At 68.9% G+C, this 23027-nt stretch carries 19 protein-coding genes; 18 read left to right on the top strand and 1 reads right to left on the bottom strand.

Features of this window, described 5'->3' with window-relative positions; genetic code table 11:
* Position 1: 1 nt before the first annotated feature.
* From rsmH to lpxC, 15 genes are all read left to right on the top strand, one after another.
* The gene (gene rsmH / locus E5198_RS01350) at positions 2-946 is read left to right on the top strand and encodes a 16S rRNA (cytosine(1402)-N(4))-methyltransferase RsmH (protein WP_136488222.1); all 945 of its coding nucleotides are present in this window, start codon (positions 2-4) and stop codon (positions 944-946) included.
* Positions 943-1236, top strand: coding sequence for a cell division protein FtsL (ftsL, locus tag E5198_RS01345; protein ID WP_136488221.1), 294 nt, complete (start codon positions 943-945; stop codon positions 1234-1236). The genes rsmH and ftsL overlap by 4 nt, the downstream gene beginning before the upstream one ends.
* A complete protein-coding gene (locus tag E5198_RS01340) occupies positions 1233-2969 on the top strand; it encodes a penicillin-binding protein 2 (protein WP_136488220.1) in 1737 nt (578 codons plus the stop codon). The genes ftsL and E5198_RS01340 overlap by 4 nt, the downstream gene beginning before the upstream one ends.
* Positions 2969-4435 (top strand): UDP-N-acetylmuramoyl-L-alanyl-D-glutamate--2,6-diaminopimelate ligase, encoded by a 1467-nt coding sequence (locus E5198_RS01335; RefSeq protein ID WP_136488219.1) that lies wholly within the window; start codon positions 2969-2971, stop codon positions 4433-4435. Before E5198_RS01340 ends, E5198_RS01335 begins: the two co-directional genes overlap by 1 nt.
* Entirely contained in the window at positions 4428-5804 is a 1377-nt protein-coding gene (gene murF / locus E5198_RS01330; RefSeq protein WP_136488218.1) for a UDP-N-acetylmuramoyl-tripeptide--D-alanyl-D-alanine ligase, read from the top strand. Before E5198_RS01335 ends, murF begins: the two co-directional genes overlap by 8 nt.
* Positions 5805-6887, top strand: coding sequence for a phospho-N-acetylmuramoyl-pentapeptide-transferase (gene mraY, locus E5198_RS01325; RefSeq protein WP_136488217.1), 1083 nt, complete (start codon positions 5805-5807; stop codon positions 6885-6887).
* A gap of 5 nt (positions 6888-6892) precedes the next feature.
* Positions 6893-8254 (top strand): UDP-N-acetylmuramoyl-L-alanine--D-glutamate ligase, encoded by a 1362-nt coding sequence (gene murD / locus E5198_RS01320; RefSeq protein ID WP_136488216.1) that lies wholly within the window; start codon positions 6893-6895, stop codon positions 8252-8254.
* Positions 8254-9468 (top strand): putative lipid II flippase FtsW, encoded by a 1215-nt coding sequence (gene ftsW, locus E5198_RS01315; protein WP_136488215.1) that lies wholly within the window; start codon positions 8254-8256, stop codon positions 9466-9468. Before murD ends, ftsW begins: the two co-directional genes overlap by 1 nt.
* Positions 9458-10528, top strand: coding sequence for an undecaprenyldiphospho-muramoylpentapeptide beta-N-acetylglucosaminyltransferase (gene murG / locus E5198_RS01310; RefSeq protein WP_136488214.1), 1071 nt, complete (start codon positions 9458-9460; stop codon positions 10526-10528). The genes ftsW and murG overlap by 11 nt, the downstream gene beginning before the upstream one ends.
* A complete protein-coding gene (murC, locus tag E5198_RS01305) occupies positions 10521-11972 on the top strand; it encodes a UDP-N-acetylmuramate--L-alanine ligase (RefSeq protein ID WP_136488213.1) in 1452 nt (483 codons plus the stop codon). The genes murG and murC overlap by 8 nt, the downstream gene beginning before the upstream one ends.
* Positions 11969-12910, top strand: a complete 942-nt coding sequence (locus tag E5198_RS01300) for a D-alanine--D-alanine ligase (protein WP_136488212.1) — start codon at positions 11969-11971, stop codon at positions 12908-12910. The genes murC and E5198_RS01300 overlap by 4 nt, the downstream gene beginning before the upstream one ends.
* Before the next feature lie 4 nt (positions 12911-12914).
* Complete coding sequence (locus E5198_RS01295; RefSeq protein ID WP_136488211.1) at positions 12915-13775, top strand: cell division protein FtsQ/DivIB; 861 nt, start codon at positions 12915-12917, stop codon at positions 13773-13775.
* A 20-nt stretch (positions 13776-13795) separates the two neighbouring features.
* The gene (gene ftsA, locus E5198_RS01290) at positions 13796-15040 is read left to right on the top strand and encodes a cell division protein FtsA (protein WP_136488210.1); all 1245 of its coding nucleotides are present in this window, start codon (positions 13796-13798) and stop codon (positions 15038-15040) included.
* Between the two features lie 56 nt (positions 15041-15096).
* On the top strand, positions 15097-16266 hold the full coding sequence (gene ftsZ / locus E5198_RS01285; RefSeq protein ID WP_136488209.1) for a cell division protein FtsZ: 1170 nt from the start codon (positions 15097-15099) through the stop codon (positions 16264-16266).
* 111 nt (positions 16267-16377) lie between these two features.
* On the top strand, positions 16378-17289 hold the full coding sequence (gene lpxC, locus E5198_RS01280) for a UDP-3-O-acyl-N-acetylglucosamine deacetylase (RefSeq protein WP_136488208.1): 912 nt from the start codon (positions 16378-16380) through the stop codon (positions 17287-17289).
* A 73-nt stretch (positions 17290-17362) separates the two neighbouring features.
* Here lpxC and E5198_RS01275 read toward each other — a convergent pair whose 3' ends face one another.
* Positions 17363-17818, bottom strand: a complete 456-nt coding sequence (locus E5198_RS01275; RefSeq protein WP_136488207.1) for a DciA family protein — start codon at positions 17816-17818, stop codon at positions 17363-17365.
* 74 nt (positions 17819-17892) lie between these two features.
* On the opposite strand from E5198_RS01275, the gene E5198_RS01270 reads away from it, so the two are divergent.
* The 3 genes from E5198_RS01270 (at position 17893) to argJ (ending at position 22997) form a co-directional block, all read left to right on the top strand.
* Positions 17893-18819, top strand: a complete 927-nt coding sequence (locus E5198_RS01270) for a M23 family metallopeptidase (protein WP_136488206.1) — start codon at positions 17893-17895, stop codon at positions 18817-18819.
* 115 nt (positions 18820-18934) lie between these two features.
* Positions 18935-21673: a preprotein translocase subunit SecA gene (secA, locus tag E5198_RS01265; RefSeq protein WP_136488205.1), complete on the top strand. Its 2739-nt coding sequence runs from the start codon at positions 18935-18937 to the stop codon at positions 21671-21673.
* A gap of 106 nt (positions 21674-21779) precedes the next feature.
* Entirely contained in the window at positions 21780-22997 is a 1218-nt protein-coding gene (gene argJ / locus E5198_RS01260) for a bifunctional glutamate N-acetyltransferase/amino-acid acetyltransferase ArgJ (RefSeq protein ID WP_136488204.1), read from the top strand.
* Positions 22998-23027: the final 30 nt, after the last annotated feature.

The raw sequence follows: 23027 nt of genomic DNA, 5'->3' as shown, positions 1-23027 counted from the left end.
TATGAATGCAGCCACCTTCAGCCATGTGACCGTCCTGCTCCGCGAAGCCGTCGAGGCGCTCGCCGTGCGCGCCGACGGCTGCTATCTGGATGGCACCTTCGGTCGCGGCGGTCACAGCCGCGAAGTGCTCCGCGCACTCGGCCCGGCCGGCCGCCTGCTGGGCTTCGACAAGGATCCGCTGGCGATCGCCACCGGTCGCGAACTGGCGGTGGCGGATGAGCGCTTCCAGATCGTCCAGCGCAGTTTCGCCGAACTGGGCGAGGAGGTCGCCGCGCGCGGCCTGAGCGGCAAGGTCGACGGCGTCCTCCTCGATCTCGGCGTATCCTCGCCGCAGCTGGACGACCCCGAGCGCGGTTTCAGCTTCATGAACGACGGCCCGCTGGACATGCGCATGAATCCGGATGCCGGGGTCAGCGCCGCGGACTGGATCGCCTCCGCCAGCGAGGAAGAGATTGCCCGGGTGTTCTACGAGTACGGCGAGGAGCGCTTCTCGCGGCGCATGGCGCGCGCCATCGTGCAGCGCCGCGGCGAGTGCCCGTTCACCCGTACCGCCGACCTCGCCGAGGTGATCGCCGCCGCCAATCCGGCCTGGGAGAAGGGCAAAAACCCGGCCACCCGTGCCTTCCAGGGCCTGCGCATCCACATCAACAACGAGCTGGGCGATCTCGAGCGGGGCCTCGGGGCGGCCCTCGAGGCGCTCGCCGTCGGCGGCCGCCTGGTGGTGATCAGTTTCCACTCGCTGGAGGATCGCATCGTCAAGCAGTTCATGCGCCGCCAGGTGAAGGGCGAGGCCGACAACCTGCCGCGCGATCTGCCGGTGCAGGTGGCCCGCTTCGAGCCGCGCCTGAAGCTGCTGGGCAAGCCTCAGTACGCGTCGGCCGAGGAACTCAAGGCCAACCCGCGCTCGCGCAGCGCGGTCATGCGCGTGGCGGAGAAGCTGAGATGATCCGCGGCGCCCGCGACGGCATGCCCAGCGGCAGTCTGCTGATGCTGGTGCTGTTCGGCCTCGTGCTGTGTTCGGCCGTGGCCGTGTCGTGGAGCGCGCACTGGAATCGCAAGCTGCTCAACCAGCTGTATGCCGAACTCAGCGTGCGCGACAAGGCGCAGGCCGAATGGGGCCGGCTGATCCTCGAGCAGAGCACCTGGACCGCACACAGCCGCATCGAGGCGCTGGCCAGCGAGCAGCTGCAGATGCGCATCCCCGAGCCCGGCGAAGTGCGGATGGTGGCGCCATGATCAGTCTCGAGGGGGCCCTCTACCCCTGGCGCTTTCGTCTGGTGCTCGGCGTCCTGTTCGCCATGGTGGCGGTGATCGTCTGGCGCATCGTCGATCTCCACGTGTTCGACCATGACTTCCTCAAGGCCCATGGCGATGCACGCAGCGTGCGGCACATTCCGATCCCGGCGCACCGCGGGCTGATCACCGACCGCAACGGCGAGCCGCTGGCGGTCAGTACCCCGGTCACCACCCTGTGGGGCAACCCCAAGGAGCTGATGGGCGCGCGCCAGCACTGGCCGACCCTGGCCGCGGCGCTGGGCCTGGATCCGCAGGCGCTCAGCGCGAAGCTGCAGCAGAATGCCGGGCGCGAGTTCCTCTACCTGGCCCGCGGTCTGACCCCCGAGCAGGGCGAGGCGGTGCTGGCGCACAAGATTCCCGGGGTCTACAGCATCGAGGAGTTCCGCCGCTTCTATCCGGCCGGCGAGGTGACTGCCCACCTGATCGGCTTCACCGACATCGACGATCGCGGACGCGAGGGGGTCGAGCTGGCCTTCGAGCAGTGGCTGGCCGGCATGCCCGGCCAGCGCGAGGTGCTCAAGGATCGCCGCGGCCGCCTGATCAAGGACGTCGGCGTGGCGCGCAACGCCAAGCCGGGCAAGGAGCTGGCGCTGTCCATCGACCTGCGCCTGCAGTACCTGGCGCACCGCGAGCTGCGCAACGCCCTGGTGGAGAACAAGGCCAAGGCCGGCAGTCTGGTGATCCTCGACGTGCAGACCGGCGAGGTGCTGGCCATGGTCAACCACCCCACCTACAACCCCAACAACAAGCGCACCCTGCAACCGCAGGCGATGCGCAACCGCGCGCTGATCGACGTCTTCGAGCCGGGCTCGACGGTGAAGCCGATCTCGATGATGGCGGCCCTGGAGAGCGGGCGCTGGAAGCCCACCGACACCGTCGAGGTCTGGCCGCACAGCCTGCGCATCGGCCGCTACACCATCCGCGACGTGTCGCGCGGCGGCGGCCCGGTGCTCGACCTTACCGGCATCCTGATCCGTTCCAGCAACGTCGGCATCAGCAAGATCGCCTTCGACATCGGCGGCGAGGCGATCTACCACAAGATGCAGCAGCTCGGCCTCGGCCAGGACACCGGTCTGGGCTTCCCCGGCGAGCAGGTCGGCAACCTGCCCAACCACCGCAAGTGGCCGCAGGCGGAGACCGCGACCCTCTCCTACGGCTATGGCCTGTCGGTGACGGCGATCCAGCTGGCCCATGCCTACGCGACCATCGCCAACCACGGGCGCATGGTGCCGCTGAGCCTGGCGCGCGTCGACCAGCCGGCGGCGGTCAGCCAGGTAATCCCCGACGAGGTGGCCAGGACCATGCAGGGCATGCTGCAGCAGGTGGTCGAGGCCCCGGGTGGCGCCCACCGCGCGCAGGTGCCCGGCTATCACGTGGCCGGCAAGAGCGGCACGGCGCGCAAGAACAGCGTGGGCAGCAAGGGCTACAAGCAGAACGCCTATCGCTCCCTGTTCGCCGGGTTCGCGCCGACCAGCAGCCCGCGCTTCGCCGCCGTCGTGGTGATCGACGAGCCGGGCGGCGAGGGCTACTTCGGTGGCCTGGTTTCCGCGCCGGTCTTCAGCAAGGTGATGGCCGGCACCCTGCGCTTGATGAACATAGCCCCGGACAACCTGCCGCCGCTGCCCGAAGCGCAGCAGGCGGTGGCGGTGCCCGGCAATGGAGGACGCGGCTGATGCCGATGAGTCTGCTGAAGATGTTTCCCCAGGCGCGTCGCGACGCGCTGATCCGCGAACTGAGCCTGGACAGTCGGGCGCTGCGCCCGGGCGACCTGTTTCTCGCCATCCCCGGCCATCACAGCGATGGCCGGGCCTATGTCGCCGACGCCATCGCCCGCGGTGCCGCTGCGGTGGCCTACGAGGCCGAGGGCGCGCTCGACATACCCGACTCCGCGGCGACCGTGCTGATCCCGGTGAAGGGCCTGGCCGGCCAGCTGTCGGCCATCGCCGGGCGTTTCTACGGCGATCCCAGCCGCAGCCTCGACCTGATCGGCGTCACCGGTACCAACGGCAAGACCAGCGTCAGCCAGCTGCTGGCCCAGGCCCTCGACCTGCTCGGCCAGCGCTGCGGCCTGATCGGCACCCTCGGCGTCGGCTTCCACGACGACCTGCAGTGCGGCCGCCATACTACTCCCGATCCGCTTGCCGTGCAGGCCGAGCTGGCGCGCCTCAAGCAGGCCGGCGCCCGGGCGGTGGCCATGGAGGTGTCCTCCCACGGCCTCGACCAGGGCCGGGTCGAGGCGCTGGACTTCGACGTGGCGGTGTTCACCAACCTGTCGCGCGACCACCTTGACTACCATGGCGACATGGCTGCCTACGGCGAGGCCAAGGCGCGGCTGTTCGCCTGGCCGGGCCTGTGCACCCGGGTGATCAACCTCGACGACCTGTTCGGTCGCGAGCTGGCCGCTCGCCCGGCACCGTCGCGGCTGATCAGTTACAGCCAGATCGATCCCGCCGCCACCCTCTACTGCACCGAGGCCGAGTTCGGCGAGGCGGGCGTGCGCGCCCGGCTGATCACCGCCCAGGGCGACGGCCTGCTGGTCAGCCCGCTGCTCGGCCGCTTCAACCTGAGCAACCTGCTGGCGGTGGTCGGTGCGCTGATGGGGCTGAATCACCCGCTGGACGAGATCCTGCGCGTGCTGCCGCAGCTCAAGGGCCCGGTCGGACGCATGCAGCGCCTCGGCGGCGGCGCCGGGCCGCTGGTGGTGGTCGACTATGCGCACACTCCGGATGCCCTGGAGAAGGTCCTCGAGGCCTTGCGCCCGCACACCCGTGGCCGCCTGCTGTGCCTGTTCGGCTGCGGCGGCGACCGCGACCGCGGCAAGCGCCCGCTGATGGCTGCGGCCGTCGAGGGGCTGGCCGACGGCGTCTGGGTCACCGACGACAATCCGCGCAGCGAGGATCCGCAGCGGATCGTCGCCGACATCCGCGCCGGCTTCCGCGAGCCGGAGCGGGTGACCTTCGTCGCCGGGCGCGGCGAGGCGATCCGCCGGCTGATCGCCGGCGCGGCGCCGGACGACGTGATCCTGCTGGCCGGCAAGGGCCACGAGGACTACCAGGAAATCGCCGGGGTGCGCCATTCCTTCTCCGATATCGAACAGGCCGCCGCCGCGCTGGCCGAACGCGAGGTGCAGGATGCTTGAAGCCTGGATGCTGAGCACGGTGCTGGGTGTCCTCAGGGGCCGCCTGGCCGGGCCGGATGCCTTCTTCAACGGGGTGAGCATCGACAGCCGCCGGATCGAGCCGGGCCAGCTGTTCGTCGCCCTGTCCGGCGCGCGCTTCGACGGCCACGACTACCTCGAGCAGGTCGCCGCCAAGAGCGCCGCCGCCGCGCTGGTCGAGCGCGAGCAGGAGGAAGTCGAGCTGCCGCAGCTGGTGGTGGCCGACACCCGCCTGGCTCTCGGTCAGCTCGGCGCGCTGAACCGCGCCGCCTTCCGCGGCCGGGTCGCGGCGGTCACCGGCTCCAGCGGCAAGACCACGGTCAAGGAGATGCTCGCCAGCATCCTGCGTGCCGACCACGGCGGCGACGCCGCCGCGGTGCTGGCCACCCGCGGCAACCTCAACAACGACCTCGGCGTGCCGCTGACCCTGCTCGAGCTGGCGCCGCAGCACCGCAGCGCGGTGATCGAACTGGGCGCCAACCATGTCGGCGAGATCGCCTACACGGTCGGCCTGAGCAGGCCGCAGGTGGCGATCATCACCAACGCCGGCAGCGCCCACGTCGGCGAGTTCGGCGGCCCGGAGAAGATCGTCGAGGCCAAGGGCGAGATCCTCGAGGGCCTGGACGCCGACGGCGTGGCCGTGCTCAACCGCGACGATCCGGCCTTCGAGGTGTGGTCCAGGCGCGCCGCCGGGCGCCAGGTGCTGAGCTTCGCCATGCACGCCGTCGCCGACTTCAGCGCCCGCGAACTGGCCCGCGACGCCCGCGGCTGCCCGGCCTTCACCCTGGTCGGCCCGGCCGGCGAGGTGCGCATCCAGCTCAACCTGCTCGGCGAGCACAACGTGGCCAATGCCCTGGCCGCCGCCGCCGCCGCCCACGCCCTGGGTGTCGGGGGCGCGGCGATCCGCGCCGGGCTGGAGGCCCTGCAGCCAGTCAAGGGGCGTGCCTGCGCGCAGCTCGCTCCGTCTGGAATGCGGGTCATCGACGACAGCTACAACGCCAATCCCGCCGCAATCAAGGCGGCGATTGATATACTGGCGGGCTTTTCCGGACGCACCGTCCTGGTGCTGGGCGACATGGGCGAGTTGGGCGCCTGGGCCGAGGCCGGCCACCGCGAGGTGGGCGCCTATGCCCGTGGCAAGGTCGACGCGCTGTACGCCGTGGGCCCGCTGATGAGCCATGCCGTCGCTGCCTTCGGCGAGGGTGCGCGGCATTTTGCCAGTCAGGCTGAACTGATCGCCGTCCTCGCTGCCGAACAGTCTCCGGAAACCACCCTGTTGATCAAAGGCTCGCGCAGCGCGGCGATGGAAAACGTCGTGGCTGCGTTCTGTGCCTGTGCTGGAGAACACTAAATGCTGCTGCTGTTGGCCGAGTTTCTGCAACAGTTCCACAAGGGCTTCGCGGTCTTTCAGTACCTGACCCTGCGCGGAATCCTCGGCGTGCTCACCGCCCTGGCCCTGGCACTGTGGCTGGGGCCGTGGATGATCAAGACCCTGCGCACCCGCCAGATCGGCCAGGCGGTGCGCGACGACGGCCCGCAGTCGCACCTGTCGAAGAAGGGCACGCCGACCATGGGCGGTGCGCTGATCCTCTCCGCCATCGCCATCAGCACCCTGCTGTGGGCCGACCTGTCCAATCGCTACGTGTGGGTGGTGCTCGGCGTCACCCTGCTGTTCGGCGCCATCGGCTGGGTCGACGATTACCGCAAGGTGATCGAGAAGAACTCGCGTGGTCTGCCGAGCCGCTGGAAGTACTTCTGGCAGTCGGTGTTCGGCCTCGCCGCGGCGGTGTTCCTCTATATGACCGCCGCCACCCCGGTGGAGACCACCCTGTTCCTGCCGCTGCTGAAGAACATCGAGATCCCGCTGGGGATCTTCTTCGTCGTGCTGACCTATTTCGTCATCGTCGGCTCGAGCAATGCGGTCAACCTGACCGACGGCCTCGACGGTCTGGCGATCCTGCCCACCGTGCTGGTCGGCGGCGCGCTGGGCATCTTCTGCTACCTGTCGGGCAACGCCAAGTTCGCCGAATACCTGCTGATTCCCTACGTCGCCGGCTCCGGCGAGCTGATCGTGTTCTGCGGCGCGCTGATCGGCGCCGGCCTCGGCTTCCTGTGGTTCAACACCTACCCGGCGCAGGTGTTCATGGGCGACGTCGGTGCCCTGGCGCTCGGTGCCGCACTGGGGACCATCGCAGTGATCGTCCGCCAGGAAGTGGTGCTGTTCATCATGGGCGGGGTGTTCGTCATGGAGACCCTGTCGGTGGTGATCCAGGTCGCCTCGTTCAAGCTCACCGGACGCCGCGTGTTCCGCATGGCACCGATCCACCACCACTTCGAGCTCAAGGGCTGGCCGGAGCCGCGGGTCATCGTGCGCTTCTGGATCATCACCGTGGTGCTGGTGCTGGTCGGCCTGTCCACCCTGAAGCTGAGGTAAGAGAGATGACGCTGATCGCTTCCGACCAGTTCCGCATCGTTGTCGGCCTCGGCAAGAGCGGCATGTCGCTGGTGCGCTTCCTCGCCCGCCAGGGCGTGCCCTTCGCTGTGGTCGACACCCGTACCAATCCGCCGGAACTGGCCACCCTCGAGGCCGAGTACCCGCAGGTCGAGGTACGCTGCGGCGCGCTGGACGTCGACTTCCTCTGCCGCGCCAGCGAGCTGTACGTCAGCCCCGGCCTGCCGCTGGCCACCGCCGCGCTGCAGGAGGCCCGGGCGCGCGGAGTCAGGCTGTCCGGCGACATCGACCTGTTCGTGCGCCACGCCCGGGCGCCGATCGTCGCCATCACCGGTTCCAACGCCAAGAGCACCGTGACCACCCTGGTCGGTGAGATGGCGCAGGCCGCCGGCAAGAAGGTGGCGGTGGGCGGCAACCTCGGCACCCCGGCGCTGGATCTGCTGGCTGACGACATCGAGCTGTACGTGCTGGAGCTGTCCAGCTTCCAGCTGGAGAGCACCGAGCGGCTGAGCGCCGAGGTGGCCACCTGCCTGAATGTCAGCGACGACCACATGGACCGCTACAGCGGCATGGAAAGCTATCACCTGGCCAAGCACCGCATCTTCCGTGGCGCCCGCCAGGTAGTGGTCAACCGCCAGGACCCGCTGTCGCGGCCGCTGATCGCCGACCAGGTGCCGTGCTGGAGCTTCGGCCTCGGCAAGCCGGACTTCAAGTCGTTCGGCATCCTCGAGGAGAACGGCGAGAAGTACCTCGCCTTCCAGTTCAGCAAGCTGATGCCGGTGCGCGAGCTGAAGATCCGCGGCGCGCACAACCAGGCCAACGCCCTGGCCGCGCTGGCCCTCGGCCATGCCGTCGGCCTGCCGCTGGCGCCGATGCTCGACACCCTGCGCCGCTTCACCGGCCTGGCGCACCGCTGCCAGTGGGTGCGCGAGCGTGACGGGGTGACCTTCTACGACGATTCCAAGGCGACCAACGTCGGTGCCGCGCTGGCGGCCATCGATGGCCTGGGCGCCGAGATCGACGGCAAGCTGCTGCTGATCGCCGGCGGCGACGGCAAGGGCGCCGACTTCAACCCGCTGCGTGCCAGCGTGGCGCGCTACTGCCGGGCGGTGGTGCTGCTCGGCCGCGATGCCGAACTGATCGCTGGCGCGCTGACCGGCAGCGACGAGCAGCCGGTGGTGCCGCTGGTGCGTGTCGCCAGTCTCGACGAGGCGGTGCAGCGCTGCGCCGAACTGGCCGAGGCGGGCGACGCCGTGCTGCTGTCGCCGGCCTGCGCCAGCCTGGACATGTTCAGGAACTTCGAGGAGCGCGGCCGTCTGTTCGCCGCGGCCGCGAGGGAGCTGCCCTGATGCGCGCGCTGCTGCGCCTGAGCCCGTCGCCGCTGCGCAGTCGGCGCGGCGTCGACATGGACTTCCCGCTGCTGGCGGGTTGCCTGGCGCTGCTCGGCCTCGGCTTCGTGATGGTCTCCTCGGCGTCCTCCGAGGTGGCCGGTGCCTTGTCGGGCAACTCGCTGTACTTCATGGTCCGCCAGCTGCTGTTCCTCGCCGTCGGCTGCGCGGCCGCCGGCGTGGTCCTGCTGGTGCCGGTGGCGACCTGGCAGAAGAACGGCGGCAAGCTGCTGATCGCCGCCTTCATCCTGCTGGTGCTGGTGCTGGTGCCGGGCATCGGCCGCGAGGTCAACGGCGCGCGGCGCTGGATCGGCTTCGGCGGCATCAACATCCAGCCTTCGGAGCTGGCCAAGCTGTTCACCGTGATCTACCTGGGCGGCTACCTGGTGCGCCGCCAGGCCGACGTGCACAACAGCTGGAAGGGGCTGCTCATGCCCTTGATCGTGCTCGGCCTGATGGCCGGCCTGCTGCTCTCCGAGCCGGACTTCGGCGCCACCGTGGTGCTGGTCGGCTCCGGCATCACCATGCTGTTCCTCGGCGGCGTCAGCCTGCTGCGCTTCCTGCCGATGGTGATCGGTGTGCTGGCGCTCGGCGTGGTGGTGATGACCAGCCAGGCCTACCGTCTCAAGCGCCTGACCAACTTCATCGACCCCTGGGCCGATCAGTTCGGCGCCGGCTACCAGCTCAGCCAGGCGCTGATCGCCTTCGGCCGCGGCGAGTGGCTGGGCGTCGGTCTGGGCAACAGCGTGCAGAAGCAGTTCTACCTGCCGGAGGCGCACACCGACTTCGTGTTCGCCGTGCTCGCCGAGGAGCTGGGCATGATCGGCGCACTGGCCACCGTGGCGCTGTTCGTGCTGGTCACCCTGCGTGCGCTGCACATCGGCCTGCAGGCGGAAAAGGACCAGCAGTATTTCTCGGCCTACGTGGCCTACGGAGTGGCCATCCAGTGGATCGGCCAGTTCCTGATCAACATCGGCGTGAACGTCGGCCTGCTGCCGACCAAGGGCCTGACCCTGCCGTTCCTCAGCTACGGGGGCAGTTCGCTGGTGGTCTGCTGCGTCAGCCTGGCCCTGCTGCTGCGCATCGACTGGGAGCGGCGCAACCTGCTGGGAAATGCAGAGATGGAGTTTACCGAAGAGGATTTTGCCGAGGAGGAACCGCGCCATGCCCGCTAACGTGCTGATCATGGCCGGCGGCACCGGCGGGCACGTGTTCCCGGCGCTGGCCTGCGCCCGCGAGTTCCAGGCGCGTGGCTACAACGTGCACTGGCTGGGCACCCCGCGTGGCATCGAGAACGAACTGGTGCCGCAGGCCGGCCTGCCGCTGCACCGCATCGAGATGAGCGGCCTGCGTGGCAAGGGCCTGCTGTCGCTGCTCAAGGCGCCGCTGCTGCTGGCCAGGGCGCTGTGGCAGGCGCGCCGCGTGCTGCGCGAGCTGCGCCCGGTCTGCGTGCTGGGCATGGGCGGCTTCGTCACCGGCCCCGGTGGCTGGGCCGCGCGCCTGGCCGGCGTGCCGCTGGTGATCCACGAGCAGAACGCCGTGGCCGGCACCGCCAATCGGGCCCTGGTGCCCTTCGCGGCGCGGGTCTGCGAGGCCTTCCCGGATACCTTCGCCGCCAGCGCCAAGCGCCGCACCACCGGCAATCCGGTGCGCCCGGAGCTGTTCCTCGCCGCCTCCCGGCAGAGCCCGGCCGCGCGCCCGGTGCGCCTGCTGGTGCTGGGCGGCAGCCTGGGCGCCGAGCCGCTCAACAAGCTGCTGCCGGCGGCGCTGGCACAGGTGAAGGCCGAGCTGCGCCCGCAGGTGCGCCACCAGGCTGGCCGGCAGCACGCCGAGGTGACCCGTGCGCGCTACGCCGAGGCCGGCGTCGACGCCGAGGTGCTGCCGTTCATCCGCGACATGGCCGCGGCCTATGCCTGGGCCGACCTGGTGATCTGCCGTGCCGGCGCGCTGACCGTCTGCGAGCTGGCCGCCGCCGGCCTGCCGTCGCTGCTCATTCCGCTGCCGCACGCCATCGACGATCACCAGACGCGCAATGCCGAATATCTGGCCAGGGCCGGTGCCGCCGTGCTCTTGCCGCAACATGCCACTGACGCGGCCGCGCTGGCCGCGCAGCTGACCGAGGTCCTGATGCACAGCGAAAAACTCGAAGCCATGGGCGCTACTGCCCGCCGCCTGGCCAAGCCCGAAGCCACCCGCGAGGTGGTCGATATCTGCCTGGAGGTGGCCCATGGCTGATGCCCTGCGCGGCAACAATCCGGCCGAGGTACGGCGCATGCGCCGCATCCGTCGCATCCACTTCGTCGGCATCGGTGGCGTCGGCATGTGCGGCATCGCCGAGGTGCTGCTCAACCTCGGCTACCAGGTGTCCGGCTCCGACCTCAAGGCCTCGCCGGTGACCGCGCGCCTGGAGAGCTTCGGTGCGCAGATCTTCATCGGCCACCGCGCCGAGAACGTCGAGCAGGCCGACGTGCTGGTGGTGTCCAGCGCCATCAACCCGGCCAACCCGGAAGTCGCCCATGCCCTGGAGCGGCGCATCCCGGTGGTGCCGCGTGCCGAGATGCTCGCCGAGCTGATGCGCTACCGCCACGGCATCGCGGTGGCCGGCACCCACGGCAAGACCACCACCACCAGCCTGATCGCCTCGGTGTTCGCCGCCGCCGGCCTCGATCCGACCTTCGTCATCGGTGGCAAGCTGACCGCTGCCGGCACCAACGCCCAGCTCGGCGCCAGCCGCTATCTGGTGGCCGAGGCCGACGAGAGCGACGCCAGCTTCCTGCACCTGCAGCCGATGGTCTCGGTGGTCACCAACATCGACGCCGACCACATGAGCACCTACGGCGGCGACTTCAACAAGCTGAAGAAGACCTTCGTCGACTTCCTGCACAACCTGCCGTTCTACGGCCTGGCGGTGCTCTGCGTCGACGACCCGGTGGTGCGCGAGATCCTGCCGCAGGTCAGCCGGCCGATCGTCACCTACGGCTTTGACGAGGGCGCCGACCTGCGCGCCATCGACGTGCGCCAGCAGGGCATGCGCACCTACTTCACCGTGCTGCGCAAGGACCGCGAGCCGCTCGCCGTGGTGGTCAACATGCCCGGCCGGCACAACGTGCTCAACGCGCTGGCCACCATCGCCATCGCCACCGACGAGGGCATCGGCGACGACGCCATCCTCGCCGGCCTGTCCGGCTTCCAGGGCGTCGGTCGGCGCTTCCAGGTCTACGGCGAGCTGCCGGCCGAAGGCGGCAGCGTGATGCTGGTCGACGACTACGGCCACCACCCGCGCGAGGTTGCCGCGGTGATCAAGGCGGTGCGCGACGGCTGGCCGGAGCGGCGCCTGGTGATGGTCTATCAGCCGCACCGCTACAGCCGCACCCGCGACCTCTACGACGACTTCGTGCAGGTGCTCGGCGAGGCCAGCGTGCTGCTGCTGATGGAGGTCTACCCGGCCGGCGAGGAGCCGATCCCCGGTGCCGACAGCCGCCAGCTGTGCCACAGCATCCGCCAGCGCGGCGTGCTCGACCCGATCTACGTCGAGCGCGGCACCGACCTGGCGCCGCTGCTCAAGCCGCTGCTGCGCCCAAACGACATCCTGCTCTGCCAGGGCGCCGGCGACATCGGCGGCGTCGCTCCGCAACTGATCAACCATCCGCTGTTCGCTGTGCAAGGTGAGTCGAAATGAGTCAGCCATCCAACCTCGATCTCCAGGCCTTCGGTCGTGTCGCCGTCCTCTACGGTGGCCGCAGCGCCGAGCGCGCGGTATCGCTGAAGTCCGGCGCGGCCGTGCTGGAGGCCCTGCAGGGCGCCGGGGTGGACGCCTTCGGCATCGACGTCGGCAGCGACCTGCTGCAGCGCCTGGCCGGCGAGCGCATCGACCGCGCCTTCATCGTCCTGCATGGCCGCGGCGGCGAGGATGGCAGCATGCAGGGCCTGCTCGAGTGCCTGGAGATCCCCTACACCGGCAGCGGCGTGCTGGCCTCGGCGCTGGCGATGGACAAGCTGCGCACCAAGCAGGTGTGGCAGAGCCTCGGCCTGCCGACGCCGCGCCACGCGGTGCTGGCCTCGGCCGCCGACTGCGAGCGCGCCGCCGTCGAGCTGGGCTTCCCGCTGATCGTCAAGCCGGCCCACGAGGGCTCGAGCATCGGCATGGCGCGGGTGGAGAGCCTGGAGGCGCTGCTGGCCGCCTGGCAGGACGCCCGCCGCTACGACCCGCAGGTGCTGGTCGAGCAGTGGATCAGCGGTCCCGAGTTCACCGTGGCCGTGCTGCGTGGCGAAGTGCTGCCGCCGATCCGCCTGGGCACCACCCACAGCTTCTACGACTACGAGGCCAAGTACCTGGCCGACGATACCCGCTACCAGATCCCCTGCGGCCTGGAGGCGGACAAGGAAGAGGAACTCAAGGCGCTCGTCGCACGCGCCTGCGAAGCGGTCGGCACCCGCGGCTGGGCCCGCGCCGACGTGATGCAGGATGCCGACGGGCAGTTCTGGCTGCTGGAGGTCAACACCGTTCCGGGGATGACCGACCACAGCCTGGTCCCGATGGCCGCACGGGCGGCTGGCCTGGATTTCCAGCAGCTGGTGCTGGAAATCCTCGCCGACAGCCTCGAGGCAAGGAGCTGATCCCATGATCGCGCTGCTGCGTCACCAGCGTCCGGGCCCGGCGGGCCCGCTGCGCAAGCCGGTCCCCCGCGGGGCCAGCCGTCTGGTGGTGCGCGAACCCCTGCGCAAGCGCCTGCCGCGCCCGTCGCTGAGCGGCCTCAAGCGGCTGGCATGGCCGCTGCTGCTGCTCGCTCTGGGCGTGGGAGCCCACGACCTCGGCCAGCGCCTGCTGCCCTACGCCGACCAGCCGATCGCCCGGATCAGCGTGCAGGGCGACCTGCACTACGTCAGCCGGGTGGCGGTGGCCAAGCAGGTGGAGCCCTTCGCCGACGCCCGCTTCTTCAGCGTCGACCTGGAGGCGATGCGCAGCGCGCTGGAGCAGATGCCGTGGATCGCCGAGGCCGAGGTGCGCCGGGTGTGGCCCGATCAGGTGCTGATCCGCCTGGAGGAGCAACTGCCGGTGGCCCGCTGGGGCGACGAGGCGCTGCTCAACCACCAGGGGCAGGCCTTCGCCCCGGGCGAGCTGGCCGGCTACGAGCACCTGCCCAAGCTGTGGGGGCCGCAGCGTGCGCAGCAGCAGATCATGCGCCAGTACCAGTTGCTCAGCCAGCTGCTGCGGCCGCTGGACTTCACCGTGACGCGCCTGGAGCTGCGCGAGCGCGGCAGCTGGTACCTCACCACCGGACAGGGGCTGGAGCTGCTGCTCGGCCGCGACCATGTGGTGGAAAAGATGCGCCGTTTCGTCAGCGTCTACGAAAAGGCCCTGAAAGAACACAACGCGAACATTGCGCGCGTCGATCTGCGCTATCCCAACGGCCTGGCCGTGGCGTGGCGCGAGATGCCGGCGGCGCCGGTCCCCGGCGACAGCGCCGGGGCCCTGCAGTGACTTGAGGAGAGAACTGGATCATGGCAAGCGCGCAGAGCGGCAAGATGATCGTCGGTCTGGATATCGGCACCTCCAAGGTGGTGGCGCTGGTCGGCGAGGTGGCGGCCGATGGCCAGCTGGAAATCGTCGGCGTCGGTACCCATCCGTCGCGGGGGCTGAAGAAGGGGGTGGTGGTCAACATCGAGTCCACCGTACAGGCCATCCAGCACGCCATCGACGAGGCGCAGCAGATGGCAGGCTGCCGCATCCACTCGGCCTTCGTCGGGGTGGCCGGCAGCCACATCCGCAGCCTGAACTCCCACGGCATAGTCGCCATCCGCGACCGCGAGGTGAGCCCGGCCGACATCGAGCGGGTGCTGGATGCCGCCCAGGCGGTGGCCATTCCCGCCGACCAGCGGGTGCTGCACACCCTGGCCCAGGACTACGCCATCGACCATCAGGATGGCGTGCGCGAACCGCTGGGCATGTCCGGCGTGCGTCTGGAGGCCAAGGTGCACGTGGTCACCTGCGCGGTCAACGCGGCGCAGAACATCGAGAAGTGCGTGCGCCGCTGCGGCCTCGAGGTGGATGACATCATCCTCGAACAGCTGGCTTCCTCCGACTCGGTGCTGACCGACGACGAGAAGGAGCTGGGCGTGTGTCTGGTGGACATCGGTGGCGGCACCACCGACATCGCCATCTTCACCGAAGGTGCGATCCGTCACACGGCAGTCATCCCGATCGCCGGCGACCAGGTGACCAACGATATCGCCATGGCCCTGCGTACGCCGACTCAGTATGCTGAAGAAATCAAGATTCGCTACGCCTGCGCCCTGGCCAAGCTGGCCGGCGCCGGGCAGACCATCAAGGTTCCCAGCGTCGGCGAGCGGCCGCCGCGCGAGCTGTCGCGCCAGGCGCTGGCCGAGGTGGTCGAGCCGCGCTACGAGGAACTGTTCTGCCTGGTGCAGGGCGAGCTGCGCCGCAGCGGCTACGCCGACCTGCTCCCGGCCGGGATCGTCCTCACCGGCGGCACCGCCAAGATGGAAGGTGCCGTCGAGCTGGCCGAAGAGGTATTCCACATGCCGGTACGCCTGGGCCTGCCGCAAGGCGTCAAGGGCCTCGAGGATGTCGTGCGCAACCCGGCCTATGCGACCGGGGTCGGGCTGCTGCTGTACGGCCTGCGCAAGCAGGGGACTCCGAGCTATGTCGGCCCGGGCAGCAGCAGTGAAGAGAGCAAACCGCCGGTATTCGTGCGCTTCAAGCGCTGGGTACAGGGCAACTTCTGACAGACGGCCGCGCGAGACGGCAACTGTTTGGGCAGAAAAGGGAAAGGAGAGGGAAAATGTTTGAAATGGTCGATAACGTTCAATCGAACGCGGTAATCAAGGTCATCGGCGTCGGCGGCGGTGGCGGCAATGCGGTCAACCACATGCTGCGCTGCAACATCGACGACATCGATTTCATCTGTGCCAACACCGACGCCCAGGCGCTGAAGAAGGTCGACGCCAAGACCATCCTGCAGCTGGGCATGAACGTCACCAAGGGCCTGGGCGCCGGCACCAATCCGGACGTCGGCCGCCAGGCTGCGCTGGAAGACCGCGAGCGCATCGCCGAGGTGCTGGAAGGCGCCAACATGGTGTTCATCACCACTGGCATGGGCGGCGGCACCGGCACCGGTGCAGCGCCGATCATCGCCGAAGTGGCGAAGGAGATGGGCATCCTCACCGTGGCCGTGGTCACCCGCCCGTTCCCCTTCGAGGGCCGTCGCCGCATGCAGATCGCCGACGAGGGCATCCGTGCCCTGTCCGAGCATGTCGACTCGCTGATCACCATCCCCAACGAGAAGCTGCTGACCATCCTCGGCAAGGATGCCAGCCTGCTGTCCGCCTTCGCCAAGGCCGACGACGTGCTGGCCGGCGCCGTGCGCGGCATCTCCGACATCATGCAGCGCCCGGGCCTGATGAACGTCGACTTCGCCGACGTGCGCACCGTGATGAGCGAGATGGGCATGGCGATGATGGGCACCGGCCACGCCAGCGGCCCGAACCGCGCCCGCGAGGCGGCCGAGGCGGCGATCCGCAACCCGCTGCTGGAGGACATCAACCTGCAGGGCGCCCGCGGCATCCTGGTCAACATCACCGCCGGCCTCGACCTGTCGCTGGGCGAGTACACCGAGGTGGGCAGCATCATCGAGCAGTTCACCTCCGAGCACGCCACCGTGAAGATCGGTGCGGTGATCGATCCGGAGATGCGCGACGAGCTGCATGTCACCGTGGTCGCCACCGGCCTCGGCGCGCGCATGGAGAAGCCGACCAAGGTGGTCGACAACACGCCGGTCGCCGCTCCTGCGCCCCAGGCCGCGTCGGTCAATTACCGCGATCTCGAGCGCCCGACCGTGATGCGCGAACCGCGCCCGGCCGCCGGCGGTGCCGCGCCCGCGCCGAAGATCGCCACCCAGGAGGATCTGGATTACCTGGATATTCCGGCGTTCCTGCGTCGCCAGGCCGATTGACGCGCTATATCAGCGGCATAGCCGTGATTGGTGTTCAGTAAGGGCGGGCTCTGCTATCATGCCTGCCATTGCTGAGAACAGTTCACAACTTGTGCAGATACGGCCAAAGCCATGATCAGACAACGCACTTTGAAGAACATCATCCGCGCCACCGGCGTCGGCCTGCATTCGGGGGAGAAGGTCTACCTCACCCTGAAGCCGGCTCCGGTGGATACCGGGATCGTGTTCTGTCGCACCGATCTCGACCCGATGGTGGAAATTCCGGCCCGGGCCGAGAACGTCGGTGATACCACCCTGTCGACCACGCTGGTCAAGGGTGACGTCAAGGTGGATACGGTTGAGCACCTGCTCTCGGCCATGGCTGGCCTGGGTATCGACAACGCCTACATCGAGCTGTCGGCGCCGGAAGTGCCGATCATGGATGGCAGTGCCGGTCCCTTCGTGTTCCTGATCCAGTCCGCCGGACTGCAGGAACAGGAGGCGGCGAAGAAGTTCATCCGCATCAAGCGGCCGGTGACCGTGGAGGAAGACGGCAAGAGCGCCACCTTCCTGCCGTTCGACGGCTTCAAGGTGAGCTTCGAGATCGACTTCGACCATCCGGTGTTCCGCGGCCGTACGCAGACCGCCTGCGTCGACTTCTCCAGTACCTCGTTCGTCAAGGAAGTCAGCCGTGCGCGCACCTTCGGCTTCATGCGCGACATCGAGTTCCTGCGTTCGCAGAACCTGGCGCTCGGCGGCAGCGTCGACAACGCCATCGTGGTCGACGAGTTTCGCGTGCTCAACGAAGACGGCCTGCGCTACGAGGACGAGTTCGTCAAGCACAAGATCCTGGACGCCATCGGCGACCTGTACCTGCTCGGCACCAGCCTGATCGGCGAGTTCCGCGGGCACAAGTCCGGTCACGCCCTGAACAACCGTCTCCTGCGCACCCTGCTCGCCGAGCGGGATGCCTGGGAAGTGGTGACCTTCGAGGATGCCAGCACCGCGCCGATCTCCTACATGCGCCCGGCAGCTGCCGTCTGAGGCAAGACCCTCCCTTTCTCTTGAGGCCACCCCTGCGGTGGCCTTTTTTTCGTCCGCGCCTTTTGCGGTGGGCTCAGTCGTGCGGGGTCGTGTGGCTGGCCAGGCGCTCGAGAGCGGCGCGCAGGCGTGGATCCTCGATGCCGCTGGCGGCGGCGCGCAGGGTGTCCGCGGCGCTGGCGGACAGGGTGGGATTTCGACCGGTGACACGCCTTTCGGCCGGTGCCGGTTGCACCTTGAAATGGATTTTCGCTAAGTTCGCGAACTCCCTGAGGCCCCGCAGCTGACGCAGCAGGCGTTTCTGCTGGTAGCGCAGGTGGGTGGCCCACTGGCCGTCGGTGACGATCAGCAGCAGGCAGTCCTCGCGCCAGGAGGCGACCTTGCAGTGCGCGCGGGCCGCCGGCTGCAGCTGGCTTTCCAGCAGCTGCTGCAGGTGGGCGAGGCGCTGCGCCTCACCGAACAGGCTCTTCAGCGTCCGCGTCTCGCGCAGCAGCGTGGCGGGCGCTCGGGCCGGCAGGGGACGAAAAGTCATGGCAGGACGCCTGGAAACAACCGAGCGGCCATCGTAGCAGAACGGCCGCGCCGATTCTTCTTGCGGGATGTTCCATGCATATCATTTTCATGAGCCGTCGCCACGGTGCGGCGCGCGCACTCACCCTCACTCCCCGCCGCGGCTTGCTGCTGGCCACTCTCCTGCTCGGCTGTACCCTGGCCACCGGAATGGTACTCGGCGCCTGGATCAGACCCGAGGCCCCTGTCGCGGTTCCCGACGAGCCGGTCGCCGCGACGAGCGGTGTGCAGCCCGAGGAACTGATCGAGGCGCGCGCCGTCGCCCAGCGCCAGCTGGACGCGCTCGGCGTGCACCTCGCCGAGCTGCAGGCGCGCCTGACTCGCCTGGATGCGCTGGGCGAACGCCTGGCCGAGCTGGCCAAGCTCGACGCCGACGAGTTCGACTTCTCCCAGCCGGTAGGGCAGGGCGGGCCGGACGAGCCGCTGGACGCCGAGCCGTTCACCGGCAGCGACGTGCTCGGCAGCCTCGACGCCCTGGCCGCCCGCATCGACGGGCGCGAGCAGCAGCTGGAGGTGCTCGAGCAGTTGCTCGCCGAGCGCCGCCTCGACGATGCGCGCCAGGTCGCCGGGCTGCCGGTGGCCAGCGGCTACCAGTCCTCGCCGTTCGGGCTGCGCCGCGACCCCTTCCATGGGCGTGCCCGCCAGCACAAGGGCGTGGATTTCGCCGCCAAGCGCGGTACCGAGATAGTCGCGGTGGCCACCGGGGTGGTCACCTGGTCCGGCCGCAAGTCGGGCTACGGCTGGACCGTCGAGGTCAGTCATGCCGACGGCTATACCACCCTGTACGGCCACAATCAGCGCAATCTGGTGCAGGTCGGCGACCTGGTGCAGCGTGGCCAGGCCATCGCCCTGGTCGGCAGCAGCGGGCGTTCCACCGGCCCGCACCTGCACTTCGAGGTCAAGAAGAACGGTCGCCAGGTCAATCCCGAGACCTACATCGCCCGTGCCGCCAGTGATGAATGAGGCGACTTTTCATGCGGGCATTTCCGGGTAGAATGCCTCCTTCGCTGCCGTGCAGACGGCACTGGGCGCTCCGCTGGGGTGCCCTCCATTTCCACAGATGGAAGACCCTCCCCCTATGTTTGCGCCTTTGTTGAGAAAACTCTTTGGAAGCAAGAACGAGCGTGAAGTCAAGCGCATGACCAAGGCTGTCCAGGCGATCAACGTCCTGGAAGAGCAGATGGTCGCGCTGTCCGACGAGCAGCTCAGGGGCAAGACCGAAGAGTTCAAGGCGCGTTTCGCCCAGGGCGAGAGTCTCGACAAGCTGTTGCCGGAAGCCTTCGCGGTGGCCCGCGAGGCCGGCAAGCGGGTGATGGGCATGCGGCATTTCGACGTGCAGCTGATCGGCGGCATGACCCTGCACGAGGGCAAGATCGCCGAGATGCGCACTGGCGAGGGCAAGACCCTGGTGGGCACCCTGGCGGTGTACCTCAACGCCCTGGCCGGCAAGGGCGTGCACGTGGTCACGGTCAACGATTACCTGGCCCGCCGCGACGCCAACTGGATGCGCCCGCTGTACGAGTTCCTCGGCCTGTCGGTGGGAGTGGTCAGCCCGTTCCAGGATCCGACCGACAAGCGCGCGGCCTATGCCGCCGACATCACCTACGGCACCAACAACGAGTTCGGCTTCGACTACCTGCGCGACAACATGGCCTTCAGCCTGGAGGACAAGTTCCAGCGCGAGCTGAACTTCGCCGTGGTCGACGAGGTGGACTCCATCCTCATCGACGAGGCGCGTACTCCGCTGATCATCTCCGGTCCGGCCGAGGACAGCTCGCGCCTGTACCTGCAGATGAACCAGCTGATCCCGCGGCTCAAGCGTCAGCTGAACTCGGAAGACGGTGAGGTGCAGGAGGAGGGCCACTACAGCATCGACGAGAAGGCCCGCCAGGTCGAACTCACCGAGCAGGGCCACCAGGTCATCGAGGACATGCTCAGCCAGGCCGGCCTGCTGGCCGAGGGCGAGAGCCTGTACTCGGCGCACAACCTCAGCCTGCTGACCCACGTCCATGCGGCGCTGCGTGCGCACACCCTGTTCCACCGCAACGTCGAATACATCGTGCAGGACAACCAGATCCTGCTGATCGACGAGCACACCGGGCGCACCATGCCGGGCCGGCGCCTGTCCGAGGGCCTGCACCAGGCCATCGAGGCCAAGGAGGGGGTGCAGATCCAGGCCGAGAGCCAGACCCTGGCCTCGACCACCTTCCAGAACTACTTCCGCCTGTACGGCAAGCTGGCGGGCATGACCGGCACCGCCGACACCGAGGCCTTCGAGTTCCGGCAGATCTACGGCCTCGACGTGGTGGTGATCCCGACCAACAAGCCGATCGCGCGCAAGGACTTCAACGACCTGGTCTACCTGACCCAGGAGGAGAAGTACGCGGCGGTCATCGAGGACATCAAGCAGTGCCAGGCCGAAGGCCGTCCGGTGCTGGTCGGCACCGCCTCGATCGAGAGTTCCGAGTACGTCTCCCAGCTGCTGGTCAAGGCCGGCATCGAGCACAAAGTGCTCAATGCCAAGTACCACGACAAGGAAGCCGAGATCATCGCCCAGGCCGGTCGCCCCGGCGCGGTGACCATCGCCACCAACATGGCCGGCCGCGGTACCGACATCCTGCTCGGCGGCAACTGGGAGGTGGAGATCGCCGCGCTGGAGAACCCCAGCGACGAGCAGGTGGCGAAGATCAAGGCCGAGTGGCAGAAGCGCCACCAGCAGGTCATCGAGGCCGGCGGCCTGCACGTGATCGCCTCCGAGCGCCACGAGTCGCGGCGCATCGACAACCAGCTGCGCGGCCGCGCCGGCCGCCAGGGCGACCCGGGCTCCAGCCGCTTCTACCTGTCGCTGGAAGACAACCTGATGCGCATCTTTGCCTCCGACCGGGTGAAGAACTTCATGAAGGCCCTCGGCATGCAGTCGGGCGAGGCCATCGAGCACCGCATGGTCACCAACGCCATCGAGAAGGCGCAGCGCAAGGTCGAGGGACGCAACTTCGACATCCGCAAGCAGCTGCTCGAGTTCGACGACGTGGCCAACGAGCAGCGCAAGGTGATCTACCACATGCGCAACAGCCTGCTGGCCGCCGAGAACGTCGGCGAGACCATCGCCGAGTTCCGCGCGGAAGTGCTCGCCCGCACCATCGATGCCCATATCCCGCCGCAGTCGCTGCCCGAGCAGTGGGACATCGCCGGGCTGGAGGCCGCCCTGCAGGCCGACTTCGGCCTGCACCTGCCGGTGCAGCAGTGGCTCGACGAGGACGACAAGCTGTACGAGGAAACCCTGCGCGAGCGCATCCTCGCCGAGCTGGTCAAGGCCTACGAGGAGAAGGAGGAGCTGGCCGGCGCCGAGGCGCTGCGCAGCTTCGAGAAGCAGATCCTCCTGCGCGTGCTGGACGACCTGTGGAAGGAGCACCTGTCGACCATGGATCACCTGCGCCACGGTATCCACCTGCGCGGCTACGCACAGAAGAACCCCAAGCAGGAGTACAAGCGCGAGTCCTTCGCCCTGTTCCAGGAGCTGCTGGAAAGCATCAAGCGCGACGCCATCCGTGTGCTCTGCCACGTGCAGGTGCGCCGCGAGGACCCGGCCGAGGAAGAGGAGCGCCTGCGCCGCGAGGCTGAGGCCCTGGCCGCGCGCATGCAGTTCCAGCACGCCGCCGCGCCGGCGCTCGACCAGCCGCTGGAGACCGCCGACGAGGAAGGCGAGGCGGCCCAGGTGGCGGTGGCCGTGCGTCAGGAGCCCAAGGTCGGCCGCAACGAGCCGTGCCCGTGCGGCTCCGGCAAGAAGTACAAGCACTGCCACGGCCAGATCAGCTGATCGGCTGACGCCGTGCCCGCGCCGCGACCGGCCTTGCCGCTCGCGGCGTTTTTGATACTGTTTCCCCCTTTATCCCGCGCCGCGCGCATCTCAAGGAGTCTGTCCCATGGCTGTCGGTCTTGGCCCCCTGCCCACCCTGCACCCGGTTCCCGGTTTCGAACTCGGCATCGCCTCGGCCGGCATCAAGCGCCCCGGCCGCAAGGACGTGGTGGTGATGCGCTGCGCCGAGGGCTCGACCATCGCCGGCGTGACCACCACCAACGCCTTCTGCGCCGCGCCGGTGCTGATCACCCGCGAGCGCCTGGCGGGCGAGGTGCGCTACCTGCTGACCAACACCGGCAACGCCAACGCCGGCACCGGCCCGGACGGCCTGGTGCGCGCCCGCCGCGCCTGCGCCAAGCTGGCCGAACTGGCCGGGGTGAGCGAGAGCGCCGTGCTGCCGTTCTCCACCGGGGTGATCGGCGAGCCGCTGCCGGTGGAGAAGATCGAGGGCGCGCTGGAGGCTGCGCTGGCCGACCTCAGCGTCGACCACTGGGCGCAGGCTGCCGAAGGCATCATGACCACCGACACCCTGCCCAAGGGCGCCAGCCGCCAGTTCCAGCACGACGGCGTCACCGTCACCGTCACCGGCATCAGCAAGGGCGCCGGCATGATCCGCCCGAACATGGCCACCATGCTCGGCTACATCGCCACCGACGCCAGGGTCGCCCGCGACGTGCTGCAGGACCTGGTACGCGATGCGGCCAACAAGTCGTTCAACCGCATCACCATCGACGGTGACACCTCCACCAACGACTGCTGCATGCTGATCGCCACCGGCCAGGCCGCCCTGCCGGAAATCACCGAGAAGAGCGGCGAGCTGTACGCCAAGCTCAAGCAGGCGGTGTTCGAGGTGTTCATGGAAGTCGCCCAGGCGATCGTCCGCGACGGCGAGGGTGCCACCAAGTTCGTCACCGTGCAGGTCAACGGCGGCGCCAACCACCAGGAGTGCCTGGACGTGGCCTACGCCGTGGCCCACTCGCCGCTGATCAAGACCGCGCTGTTCGCCTCCGACCCCAACTGGGGGCGCATCCTCGCCGCGGTCGGCTACGCCGGCGTGCCCAACCTCGACGTCAGCCTGATCGACGTGTTCCTCGGCGAGGTGTGCATCGCCAGCAAGGGCGGCCGTGCCGCCACCTACACCGAGGAGCAGGGCGCGGCGGTGATGAAGCAGGAGGAAATCGGCATCCGCATCGAGCTGGGCCGCGGCGACTGCAGCGAGACCATCTGGACCACCGACCTGTCCCACGAGTACGTGCGCATCAACGCCGAGTACCGTTCCTGACCTGCAGGAGCGCGCCGCCGCCCGGCGGCG

The organism is Pseudomonas sp. A-1 (genome assembly GCF_004801855.1).
Lineage (GTDB): Bacteria > Pseudomonadota > Gammaproteobacteria > Pseudomonadales > Pseudomonadaceae > Geopseudomonas.
This window is presented reverse-complemented; position numbering and strand designations above follow the sequence as displayed.